This is a genomic window from Nonomuraea longispora (genome assembly GCF_004348345.1).
Lineage (GTDB): Bacteria > Actinomycetota > Actinomycetes > Streptosporangiales > Streptosporangiaceae > Nonomuraea > Nonomuraea longispora.
In genome coordinates this window covers 18,946-30,567 of sequence record NZ_SMJZ01000098.1, presented here as the reverse complement: position 1 = coordinate 30,567, position 11,622 = coordinate 18,946, and the positions used below count along the sequence as shown (strand labels likewise).

Below are 11,622 nucleotides of genomic sequence, written 5' to 3'. Positions count from 1 at the left end.
GGCGGCCGTTCCCGATGCCGCCCGCCGCCAGGACGGGCACGTCCACGGCGTCCACCACCTGCGGGATCAGCACCATCGTGGAGATCTCACCGGTGTGCCCGCCGGCCTCCGTCCCCTGGGCGACGACGACGTCCACGCCGACGTCCACCTGCTTGAGCGCGTGGCGGGGCGTCGAGGCGAGCGCGGCGACCTTGACGCCCCGCGCGTGGGCGAGGTCCACCACGTCGGCGGGCGGCGGGCCGAGCGCGTTGGCCAGCAGCGCGATCGGGTGCCGCAGGGCCACCTCGACCTGCGGCCTGGCCGTGGCGTCCGTCCAGCCGAGCAGCACGCGCCCCGGGTCGGCGTCCGAGGACAGCGGCGGCACGCCGTGCCTGGACAGCAGACCCTCCACGAACGCGCGGTGCCCGTCGGGGATCATCGACTGGAGGCGGCCGACCAGTTCCTCGGGGGCGAAGTCCGCGCCCTCGTACGACGCCGGCATGACGACGTCCACACCGTACGGCCTGCCGTCCACGTGGTCGTCGATCCACTTGAGCTCCATCTCGAGCTCTTCCGGCGTGAAGTAGAGCGCCCCCAGCACCCCCATGCCGCCCGCGCGGCTGACGGCGGCCACCACGTCCCTGCAGTGGCTGAAGGCAAAGATGGGGAGGTCGATTCCGAACATGTCCGTGACCCGTGTCCGCATGAGCCGACGATAAGCCGGAGGTTCCACAAACTGCAACGCGTTCTACTCTAGAATCTTCGCTCTGTCCCGCACCGGGACAGCCGGCCATTGACGCGCGGCGGAGACCGTCGTACAAGTGTGGCAACGACGTCCACGGATTCCTCCCACCCGTCCGAGGCGCGCGGTGCCACCCGGCGCCGCCCGTTCCCCGTGCGCACCCGCTTCCGCTGGACGAGAGGAACACACCGTGGCCACGACCCCCTTCGCAGGCGCGCTGGCTCCGGTGACCGAGGAGGTCACCGCCTACGGCCTTGATGTCACCGGCCGCATCCCGGCCGAGCTCAACGGCCGCTATCTCCGCAACGGCCCCAATCCGCTCAGCCTCGGCGACCTGAGCGCCACCCGCCTGTTCGTGGGCGAGGGCATGATCCATGGCGTGCGGCTGCGCGACGGCCGCGCCGAGTGGTACCGCAACCGCTGGGTGCGCAACGCCGAGGTCGCCCGCCGGCTCGGCGAGCAGCCCAGGCCCGGGCCCGTCCACGCCGGCATGGACTTCGCGGCCAACACCCACGTCATCGGGCTGGCCGGACGCACGTTCGCCACCGTCGAGGCGGGCGCGCTGCCGTACGAGCTGAGCTACGAGCTCGACACCATCGGACCGTGCGACTTCGACGGCGGCCTCCCCGGCGGCTTCGCCGCCCACACGCACGCCGACCCGGCCACCGGCGAACTGCACGCCGTGGCCTACTTCTACGGCTGGGAGCACCACCAGCACCTCGTGATCGATCTCCAGGGCACGGTGACGCAGGTGCGCCACGTCCCGATCGCCGACGCGCCCATGGTGCACGACTTCGCCCTCACCGAACGGTACGTCGTGATCTACGACCTGCCCGTGACGTTCAGCATGGCCCGCGCCGCGAGGGGCGCCCCGCTGCCGTACGCGTGGAACGACGCCCACGCCGCCCGGCTGGGCCTGCTCTCCCGGGCGACAGGCGAGGTGCGGTGGTTCGAGGTGGAGCCGTGCTGGGTGTTCCACACGCTCAACGCCTACGACGACGGTGACGAGGTGGTCGTCGACGTGGTCCGCTACCCGAAGCGGTTCGTGCGCGCGCAGCTGGACCGGGGCGGAGCGCCCACGCTCGACCGGTGGCGGATCGACGTCGGCTCGGGCAAGGTCTCCGAGACGCGGCTGGACGACCGGCCGCAGGAGTTCCCGCGCATGGACGAGCGCCGCACCGGCCGCCCCTACCGCTACGGCTACACCTCGGCCACCGCCGACCTGTACGACGCGATCTACCCCACCGACGCCGAGCCGGAGGACCTGCCCGACGAGGCGTTCGACAACCTGCTCATCAAGCACGACCTGCAGCGCGGCACGCAGGAGGCGCGGCAGGTCGGGCGGGGCGCGTACGTGGGCGAGCCACTGTTCGTCGCCTCAGGTGAGGCCGAGGACGACGGCTACGTGCTGTCCTTCGTCAACAATCCGGCCAGGGGAGCGGCCGACCTGGTGATCCTGTCCGGGCAGGACTTCACCGGCGAGCCCGTCGCCACGATCCACCTGCCGGCCCGGATCCCCTTGGGCTTCCACGGGAGCTGGATCGCCGACTGAGCAGCAGGCGAGCCCCGCCGTCAGGCGTTCCGCGGCCGCAAGCGGGACAAGAGGAGCGCGGCGACGATCGCCAGCAGCCCGAGCACCAGCAACACCACCGGGATGGTCACCTTGAGCAGCGTGATCTGGTTCTTGGCGGCGGTGGCCTTGCCCACCAGTTCCTCCACCGTCTCCGGGGTGAACGTGACGTCGGCGACCAGGGCCTTGCTCCGTTCGACGCCGTCCTGGGTCTTGAACGTCTCGTTGCGGCTGATGTCCTGCTTGACCACGCCGCCGGTCATGGGCTCCACGTAGTGGGTGTCGACGCTCTCGTACCATCGGTCGAGCTTGACCTCGCCCTCCTCGTCGAGGCCGACGAACGACCCGGGAAGGTTGACCGTGTCGATCCTGGTCGGCGGCACCTTCTGCTGGAACTTGTAGACGGGCAACCCGTTGACGGTGTCCTCGCCGACGAAGGTGGCCTCGAAGGCGCCCTTGGCCGTCTGGTTGTAGAACTTGTAGGCCTTCTTCTCCACTCCGATCGGGTAGAGGTAGATCTGCCCCTCCAGCTCCACCGGCTCCTCGTTGACCCTGGTCCCGCAGCAGGTGACGCCGACGCCGGTGCGCCGGTCGAACGCGCTGCGGCGCTCGGAGATGTCGATCTGCCTCTTGTGGGTGACGTCGTCCACCACGCTGAACTCGTCCCACACCACGCGTGAGTCGGTGGCCTGCGCCACGTCGCCACGGGTGGTGACGATCATCCTCAGGTCGGCGGTCACCACCTTGCCCTCGGCGACGGAGAAGTACTGGGCGTCCTTGGCCTCCAGCTCGCTCTCCTGGTACTGGTCGGCGGGCGACACGAGGACCTTGTCGGCCACCCAGAACCGGGTCAGGCCCGCCGACATGAGCAGGAACGAGGCCATGGCGACAAGGACGAGGACCGGTGTGCGTCCCATTCAGAGACCTCCTGACGGTCGGGTCTGAACAACAGTCGTCCCCGAACGGCGAACCACGGTTGAGACTCAGTCACATGATCGCTACCGGAAAGTAGCATCTGCCGCCATGACATCGCAGCCACTTCCCCGTAACAATCGGAACAGGTTCTACCGACTGTTGTCATAACGGAATGTTGCGGTGCGCGCCACGACCCGGCCGAGCCTCCGCGAGCGCACGCCGGACCGCACCCCGGGTCTTCGCCGGTTCGACGATCTCGTCCACCACGCCCAGTTCGAGCGCCCGGCCCAGTCCACCGGCCCGCTCGGCGTGCTCCGCCGCGAGCCTCGCCTCCAGCGAGGCTCGCTCGTGCTCGGGCGCCTCCGCCAGCCGGCGCCGCCCGAGCACGCGCACCGCCGCGGTCGCGCTCATCACCCCGATCTCCGCGCCGGGCCAGGCCAGCACCCGGGTCGCGCCGAGCGCCCGGGAGTTCATCGCGATGTACGCGCCCCCGTACGCCTTACGGGTGATCACGGTGACGCGCGGCACCGTGCACTCGGCGAAGGCGTGCACCAGCTTGGCCCCGCGCCGCACCACACCCTCGTGCTCCTGCCTGGCCCCGGGCAGATAGCCGGGCACGTCCACCAGCACGACCAGCGGCACGCCGAACGCGTCGCACATACGCACGAACCGCGCGGCCTTGTCGGCCGACAGGGCGTCCAGGCAGCCACCCAGGCGCACGGGATTGTTGGCCACCACGCCCACCGTCCGCCCGGCGAACCTGCCCAGCGTGGTGACGATGTTCGGCGCCCACCGGGGGTGCAGTTCCACGCCCGGCTCGTCCAGCAGGCGTACGACCAGCGGCCGGACATCGTACGCGCGCCGCGGTGAGACGGGCAGCATGCCCGACAGGTCCGCGTCCACGGCGTCCGTCCGGATCAGGCCCTGGCGTGCGAGCAGCGTGGCCAGGCGGCGCGCCTCCCGATAGGCGGCCTCCTCGGTGGCGGCCACCACGTGGGCCACGCCGCTGCGGGTGCCGTGCTGCTCGGGCCCGCCGAGCGCCTCCATGTCCAGCCGCTCCCCCGTGACGCTCTCCACCACGTCGGGGCCGGTGACGAACAACCTTCCCGAGGCAGCCATCACCACCACGTCGGTCAGCGCGGGACCGTACGCCGCCCCGCCGGCGGCGGGCCCGACCACCACGGACACCTGCGGCACGACTCCCGACGCGCGGGTCATCGCCGCGAAGACCTGACCCACCCCGTGCAGGGACCCGACACCCTCCGTCAGCCGGGCGCCGCCCGAGTGCCACACGCCGATGATCGGCAGCCGTTCGCGCAGCGCCAGGTCGTAGGCGCGGACGATCTGCTCGCACCCTTCACCGCCCAGCGCCCCGCCCTGCACCCTGGCGTCGCAGCAGAACGCCACGGCCGGGACGTCGCCGGCCCGCCCCCACGCCACCACGACGTCGCCCGAGCCTGATCCAAGCAGGCGCATCGAGCCGGGATTCAACAGCCCGGCCAGGCGACCCACCGGGTCGCGCGGGTCGGCCGGCGCGTCAGGGCTCCGGTCCTCAGGGCCGTCGGAGGTCGACACGTCCTCTACCTCGTTCGCAGGACCGAGCGCCGGAACAGGTGGAGCGAAACCGCCGTGACCGCGACCCCCATGGCCAGCAGCACGGCGACGGGCGTCATGGCACCGTCGAGACCCCGTTGCGGCAACGCCAGCAGCGCGTCCATGGCCCAGGCGTGCGGGAAGACGTGCCCGGCGTCCCGCAACAGCGGCGGCACGATGAGCAGCGGCCACATGCAGCCGCCGAGCATGCCGAGCACGATGCCGATCGGCGGCCCCAGCGCCGCAGCCTGCATCCCGGTCCCGGCCAGGCCGCCCACCAGCATGGCGACCCCCGTCGAGACCAGGCAGAAGGCCGCCACCACCAGCAGCACGCCGGCGGGCGGCCCCCACTCCACCCCGAACAGCAAGGCCGTCACCACCACCACGAGCAGCGCCTGGAGCAGGGCGATCACATAGCGGCTGAGCACCTCGCCGGCCAGCAGCACCCATGGCCGCACAGGCGCGGCCAGGCTCCGGCGGCTGATGCCCAGCCGCCGCGTCTCCACCAGCGCGCCCGCGACCGCCGCCGAGTTGATGAAGGTGAAGAGCACGAGGTTGGCCGGGGCGGTGTAGGCGAACCCGAGCCGCAACGTCTCGGCTCCCGGGACCACGCGCACGTCGGAGAAGATCGGGTCCGTCCGGGCCACCACGAGGTCCACCTGCGCGGGCGAGGCGCCGAGCCGCCCCGCCATCCGCTCCGCACCGGCCAGCGCACCGTACCGGCCGAGCACGGCGTGCACGTTGTTGCGTACGACCGCCGCCTCGCCGCTGCCGTCCACCAGGTAGAACGGCAGCCGCACGGCACCGTCGCCGACCCCTTCCGGCAGCACCAGGCCGGCCACCAGGGAGCCCTGCCCGATCTGGCGCCGCAGCTCGGCCACCCCGGCAACGCGGACCACGGTCAGCTCGGGATGCTCGGCGAAGCGAGCGACCAGCTCTCCCGAGCCCGCGCCCTCGACGACCAGGCCCAACCGCAGCCGCTGCCCGTCCCCGGCGTGCCCGCCCAGTGCCAGCCCGACGACGACGATGATGACGAACGGCAGGATCACCATGAAGAAGAGCCCGATGCGGTCACGCCCCTGCCGCCGCAGGTTGGCCGCGACCAGCGCGGACAGGACGTGCACGGCTGCCAGACGGCTCACGTGAGCCCCTTCCTGAAGCGCACGGCGACGACCGCCGCGAAACCGACCGCGATGACCGCCAGGGCCAGGAGCGGGCCTCCGAGGTCGCTGAGCCCTCCGCCCGTGGTGAGGATGGAGAACCCGCGCGTGGCCCACCCGTTCGGGGTCAGCAACGAGACCCACTGCATGTACTCCGGCATCCGGTACAGATTGATCAGATTTCCGCCGAGCACGGCGAAGGTGAAGGCGAGCACGAGCAGCGAGCCCTCCGCCTCGCCGCCGGTGCGCGGCCCGGAGACCAGCGCCATCGTGAGGCCGGTCGCCGCCAGCGCGAACACCGTGAACAGGAGCACCACGCCCAGCGGGTCACCCCAGTCGGCGCCGAAAAGCAGCACCGACGAACCCCAGGTGGCGAGCATGCCGAGCAGCGCGAACAGGAAGCCCACCAGCCCCTTGGCGGCCACCACCGCCAGCGCGGCGACGGGCGCCGCCCGCGTCCGCGCCAGCGTGCCGAGCCGCCGCTCGGCGAGGAGGCTGCGCGCGGCCACGGCCACCGCGAAGAAGCCGAAGAGCAGCGCCATGCCCGGCCCGTAGTAGGCCGCCGCGACGGCGGAACCACCGGGCATCACGTGCTCGTCCAGCGTCAGCCCTGGTTGTCGCGCATGATCGCGTTCGGCCTCCGACCTCGCCTCGTCCGCCGGGAGGCCGGTGGCCACGGCCACCCGGGCGGCCAGCGTGACGGCGTACACCTCGGCGGAGACCCGCTCCACCACACCCCTGGCCGCGATGCCGCCTCGCGCGCCCTCGGCCGGGGTGAGGATCGTCAGCGACTGCCCGCCCGACCGCTGCACGGTGGCCCCGAAGTCGCGCGGGAAGATCACCGCCGCTTCGACGTCGCCGTCCCTGAGCGCCTGCTCGGCCGCCTCCTCGGTGGGCAGCCTGCGCAGGTCGACCGAGGCCGCGACTTCGGGCGAGCCGGCGACCTCGTCGATGACGAAGGCGGACAACTCGCTGCCGTCCAGGTCCACCACGCCGAGCACGCCGCCGGCCACCGGGTCGGCGCGTCCCAGCGCGAAGCTGAACAGCGAGGCCAGCACCACCGGCGCCACCAGGACGACCAGCAGCGCCGTCCAGTCGCGCAGCCGCGCGACCAGCTCCCGGCCGCTCATGACGAGGATGATCCGCATCGCACAGTCCGATCAGTCGCGCAACGAGGTGCCGGTCAGGTGCAGGAAGACCTCTTCCAGGCTCGGTCTCACAGCCGCGGTCCTGACCACGGCGGCCACGCCGTTCAGCGCCTGGAGCACGTCGGGCAGCCGGTCGGCGCCCTCGGTCCAGGTGACCAGGAGCAGCCGCGGGCGGTGGTCGGCCACGGTCACGGCCACCCCGGGAAGCGCCGCGACCGCCACGCCCGCCGCCTGCACGTCCCCGTCGACCTCCACCTCGGCCCGGCCGCCCGGCGAGAGAGTGGCCATCAGCTCCTCCGGCCGCCCCTCCGCGATGATCCGGCCCCGGTCGATGATGCCGACCCGGTCGCAGACCCGCTCGACCTCCTCCATGTAGTGGGAGGTGTAGAGGACGGTCGTGCCCCCAGCGACCAGCCGCTCGACGCTCTCCAGGATGGCGTTGCGGCTCTGCGGGTCCACGCCGACCGTCGGCTCGTCCAGCACCAGCACCTTCGGCTCGTGCACCAGGCCGGCCGCGATGTTGACGCGGCGCTGCATGCCGCCCGAGTACGTGCCCAGCCGCTCGTCCGCCCGGTCCGCCAGGCCCACCACGTCGAGCACCTCGGCCACCCGCCGGCGCAACCGCTGCCCCCGCAGGCCGAACAGCCGGCCGAAGTACCGCAGGTTCTCCCGCCCGGTCAGGTCGGGGTAGAGAGCCACCTCCTGCGGCACGTAACCGACGAGCCGCTTGGCACGCAGCGGATGACGCGCCATCTCGTGGCCGTGCACCCGTACCGTGCCGCTGTCAGGGATGAGCACTCCGACCACCATCTCGATGGTGGTCGACTTGCCCGAGCCGTTCGGGCCCAGCAGCCCGTACGCCTCCCCTTCGGTCACCGAGAACTTCAGCCCGTCCACCGCGAGCAGGCTGCCGTACCTCTTCACCAGCCCCTCGCACTCCAGCGCCGCGGTCAGCACGTACCCTCCTCGACGAGCACCGCCATGGCCACGATGTGATCGCCGCTGTGGCCCCACAGGGCCGCGCCGCGCAGGCCGCGCGCCCGCACGGCGCAGCCCGTCAGCCGCGTGCTCACCGCGCCGGTGGCCGCGCCGAACGCGCCTGCGGCGTCCTCCAGCAGGTCCCGCGCGGCCGGGCAGGCCGGGCCACCGGCGTTCAGACCATGCCAGTCGAACGGGTACGTCCTGCCGCCGACGGCCTTGATGAGGCACTCCTTCACCGCCAGGCAGGCGGCCACGCCCGCGGGCCGGCTCCCCCACTCGGACAGCTCGGCCTCCGAGCAGACCTTCGCGGAATAGGCCTCGCCCCAACGGGCCATGGCCCGCTCGACCCGCTCCGGCTGGAGGGCGTCCACGCCCATGAGCACGTTCATGACGCGGCGGGACCGTAGGCCAGGTCGAACTCGGCGGCGAAGTCGCGCATGATCTCGGTGTAGCGTTCCGGACGCTCGACCATGGGCACGTGGCCGGAGTCCTCTATCACCACGAGGCGATGGTTGGAGTGGGTCTCGGCGACCTCGGCCCACGACTCGACCGGGGTGGTGAGGTCGTGGGCTCCCCAGAGGTTGAGCACCGGGCAGCGCACCTGCCGCAGGGCGGCACGCATGTCATAGCGCCGCATCGCCTTGATGCCCCGGCTGACGCCCAGGATGCCCTCCCGGCACTCAAAAATGTTCTTGGTCTTCTCGTACTGCTCGTCGGTCAGCGCCGCCCGGCCGCCGTGGAAAAGTGACGAGACCAGGCGCTCGCCGTAGTCCGCCGTGAACATCGTCCGGCCCTGCGGGTGGTCGTTCTTGATGCCCAGGTTCGGGTCGGGCGACAGACCGGGGGTGCCGGTCAGCACCAGCGCCCGGACCCGCTCAGGCACGGCGACCGCCATGTCCATCGCGACGGCCGCCCCCATCGAGGCACCACAGACGATCATGTCTTGGATCCCGGCGGCGTCGCACGCCTCCTCCAGAGCCGCCCGCACCTTGGGGATGGTGCCCGACACCTCCGGCCGCATGGCGATCGCCTCGACCACGCGCGCGACCGGGCGACCGTCCTCGGCGAAGGCGCGGAACTGGTCGTCCCACATCCAGTCCCCGGCGAACATGCCCGACATCAGGACGATCGTCGGGCCGGTGCGGGTTCCGGGCAGGTGCTCCAGGGTGAAGCCGTTCATGGTCGCTCCTCGGTTCAGAGAAATGGGCGTCCGCGCGGGGTCCACTCGCACGTGCAGCCCCGCTCGAAGCCGGTGCCGGTCCGGTCCTCGCTCAGCACGCCGCAGGCCGGGCAGCGTACGGCCTCCATCAGCCGCAGCGGGCTCCACACGCTGACCGTCCCGGCCGTGCAGAGCCCGGAACGGTAGAAACGCCGCACGGCCCGCTGATGCGGCTTCATATTCACGGCGCGGACGGATTCGGGACGGTCGAAGGCGCTCATCGTGTAGATGTGGCCGCCGACGATCGTGGTGGTGGCGCCCAGGAAACCGCGGGCGTTGCGCAGGCTCGCGCCCACCGCCAGGCTGAGCATGCTGACCTGCTCCTCCTGCTGCTCGTCGGCGACGTCCAGCCGGGTCATGACCAGCACGCCCGGCCGATCGGCGCCGGCGCCCGCCAGGCGGGAGCCGAGCCCGTACTGCCAGCCGTGCATCGCCGGCGGCGACACCACGACCCGGATGCCGAGCCTGTCGAGCAGCGAGACACGGTCGAAGGCGCGCAGCACCCGCACCTGGTCACCGTCGCAGCGGACCACGTCGGTGCCGCTGATCGTGGCGGTCGCGCCACTCGGCCTGGCGCCGAGATAACGACCGAGGTGCTGGACGTGCAGCGTCCAGCAGAGCACGGCGTGGTCCGGTCCCGCCGCCTGCGCGTCGATGCCGAACTTCAAACCGGGGAACGCCTCGAACAGCGCGGCGGCGTGCGCCCGCAGCTCCTGCCCCGACACGGGCCCCTCGGTGCCCGGGGCGTCGAACCGGTCGGCCGTGGCCGCGACCCGCGCGGGGTCGTTGCCGTTCCACGCATCCATGTGCAGGATGGCGGCTGCCTGCGGGTCCACCACTCACCCTCCGTCCGTAGTCCAGGTCACCAGGGCCACCGCCACGGCGACCCGCGCGGTGTGGCTCACCGACACCTGGATTCTTCTCACGCCCGCGCCGGCCGCCAGCTCGGCGTAGTCCGCGCCGAGGGTGACCTCCGGCGGATGGCCGTGCGGGCAGGCGTGCCCGCGCGGGCAGCCGCGCGGTACCGAGGGCAGGACCTCCACGCCGGTCAGCGGGGCGGGCGGCGTGTCGTAGCCGAGCGCCGTGGTCACCGCGTGCTTGGCCGCGAGCCTGCCGCCCCACGAGGCGAGCGTGGACCGGGCGGCCGAACGCATCCGCTCCTGCCGGGTGAAGACCTCCTCCAGGGCGAGTGGCCGTACGAGCGCGGCGGGCTCGCTCATTCCACCGAGGTCGACCCGCGCCCACGCCCATCGCCCGGTCCCGGCCGCGACCACAGGCCCGGCCGCGACCGCCGGACCCGCCCCGCTCACCGCACGCCCGCTTCCCGCGGGCCCGCCGCCTCCCGTGCGCCCGCCTCCCGCGGGCCCGGTCTGGCCGGCTCGGCCAGGTCGGCCAGGCCGGCCGGGCGCAGGCGAGCGACGTTCCTCGGCCAGGCTGGGTCGGACATGCTCACGCAGCGCAGCCCGGCGGCCCGGGCCAGGCCGGTCAGCGTCCTGCTGTCGCCCACCTCGACGCAGTCCCGCACGCCCAGGTCGGCGGCGGCGCGCAACGCCCCGGCCCACAGGACACGGCCGGTGAGCTGGGCCGTCAGCCCGCGCCTCAGCTCCTCCGCGTCGGTCGCCGGCAGGCCGGTGGCGTTGAGCAGCACCGGGCAACGCGGCGGGCGCAGCCGCTCGCCCGCCACCCGCTCCGCCCACTCCCCGGCCACCTCGGACATGAGCGGGCTGTGGAAGGCGTGGCTCACGCTGAGCGGCGTCATCTTCCGCGCTCCCCTCTCCATGGCCAGCACGCCGAAGCGGTCCATCGCGTCCGGAGAGCCGGACACCACGACATGGTCGGGCCCGTTCTCGATCGCCACGGCCAGCGAGCCGCCGGGGCCCGCCAGCGCCACGAGCTCCGCCGCCTCGGCCGGGGTCAGGCCGAGCACGGCCGACATCACTCCGGCCCGCCGGACCCGCGCCATGAGCCGCCCGCGGGCCTCCACCAGCCGCAGCGTGGCGGCGAAGTCCAGGACCCCCGCCGCGTGCAGCGCGCTCAGCTCGCCCACGCTGTGCCCGGCGACCACGTCCGGCTCCAGCCCGGTGGCCCTGAGCGCGGCCAGCGCCGCCAGGTTGCACGCCGTCACCGCAGGCTGCGCGTTCTCGGTGCTGATCAGCGCCGGCTGCGGCCCCCGCGCGCACAGAGCGGCCAGGTCCCTGCCGAGCACGTCTCCGGCCTCGGCGAGAGCCGCCATGGCGGCCGGATGACGGCGGAACGTCCGGCCCATGCCCACGCGCAGCGTGCCCTGCCCGGGAAAGAAGCATGCGAGCATCGGT

General features: G+C 72.7%; 12 protein-coding genes. 1 reads left to right on the top strand and 11 read right to left on the bottom strand.

Annotated features, from left to right (window positions below; genetic code table 11):
* Positions 1-685, bottom strand: a 685-nt coding sequence (locus tag E1267_RS24275) for a nitronate monooxygenase (RefSeq protein ID WP_132335252.1), incomplete at its 3' end; no start/stop codon positions are given.
* Positions 686-911: 226 nt separating this feature from the next.
* Between E1267_RS24275 and E1267_RS24270 the strand changes: the two genes are divergently transcribed.
* Positions 912-2,273, top strand: coding sequence for a carotenoid oxygenase family protein (locus E1267_RS24270; RefSeq protein WP_132335250.1), 1,362 nt, complete (start codon positions 912-914; stop codon positions 2,271-2,273).
* A 20-nt stretch (positions 2,274-2,293) separates the two neighbouring features.
* Here the strand turns inward: E1267_RS24270 and pgfA are convergent, their stop codons facing one another.
* The 10 genes from pgfA to E1267_RS24220 form a co-directional block, all read right to left on the bottom strand.
* Positions 2,294-3,208: a cell envelope lipid trafficking protein PgfA gene (gene pgfA, locus E1267_RS24265; RefSeq protein WP_132335248.1), complete on the bottom strand. Its 915-nt coding sequence runs from the start codon at positions 3,206-3,208 to the stop codon at positions 2,294-2,296.
* Between the two features lie 160 nt (positions 3,209-3,368).
* Positions 3,369-4,781: a carboxyl transferase domain-containing protein gene (locus E1267_RS24260; protein WP_246064211.1), complete on the bottom strand. Its 1,413-nt coding sequence runs from the start codon at positions 4,779-4,781 to the stop codon at positions 3,369-3,371.
* A gap of 5 nt (positions 4,782-4,786) precedes the next feature.
* Positions 4,787-5,941 (bottom strand): ABC transporter permease, encoded by a 1,155-nt coding sequence (locus E1267_RS24255; RefSeq protein ID WP_220449652.1) that lies wholly within the window; start codon positions 5,939-5,941, stop codon positions 4,787-4,789.
* Positions 5,938-7,107, bottom strand: a complete 1,170-nt coding sequence (locus E1267_RS24250; protein ID WP_132335246.1) for an ABC transporter permease — start codon at positions 7,105-7,107, stop codon at positions 5,938-5,940. Before E1267_RS24250 ends, E1267_RS24255 begins: the two co-directional genes overlap by 4 nt.
* Positions 7,108-7,119: 12 nt before the next feature.
* Complete coding sequence (locus tag E1267_RS24245) at positions 7,120-8,064, bottom strand: ABC transporter ATP-binding protein (protein WP_246064209.1); 945 nt, start codon at positions 8,062-8,064, stop codon at positions 7,120-7,122.
* Positions 8,058-8,477, bottom strand: a complete 420-nt coding sequence (locus tag E1267_RS24240) for a holo-ACP synthase (protein WP_132335244.1) — start codon at positions 8,475-8,477, stop codon at positions 8,058-8,060. Before E1267_RS24240 ends, E1267_RS24245 begins: the two co-directional genes overlap by 7 nt.
* Positions 8,474-9,268 carry an alpha/beta fold hydrolase gene (locus tag E1267_RS24235; protein ID WP_132335243.1) on the bottom strand — a complete coding sequence of 265 codons (795 nt, stop codon included), beginning with the start codon at positions 9,266-9,268 and terminating at the stop codon, positions 8,474-8,476. Before E1267_RS24235 ends, E1267_RS24240 begins: the two co-directional genes overlap by 4 nt.
* A 14-nt stretch (positions 9,269-9,282) precedes the next feature.
* Complete coding sequence (locus E1267_RS24230; protein ID WP_132335241.1) at positions 9,283-10,143, bottom strand: ester cyclase; 861 nt, start codon at positions 10,141-10,143, stop codon at positions 9,283-9,285.
* Positions 10,144-10,146: 3 nt separating this feature from the next.
* Positions 10,147-10,527 carry a holo-ACP synthase gene (locus tag E1267_RS24225; protein ID WP_132335239.1) on the bottom strand — a complete coding sequence of 127 codons (381 nt, stop codon included), beginning with the start codon at positions 10,525-10,527 and terminating at the stop codon, positions 10,147-10,149.
* An 86-nt stretch (positions 10,528-10,613) separates the two neighbouring features.
* Positions 10,614-11,618: an ACP S-malonyltransferase gene (locus E1267_RS24220; RefSeq protein WP_132335237.1), complete on the bottom strand. Its 1,005-nt coding sequence runs from the start codon at positions 11,616-11,618 to the stop codon at positions 10,614-10,616.
* Positions 11,619-11,622: the final 4 nt, after the last annotated feature.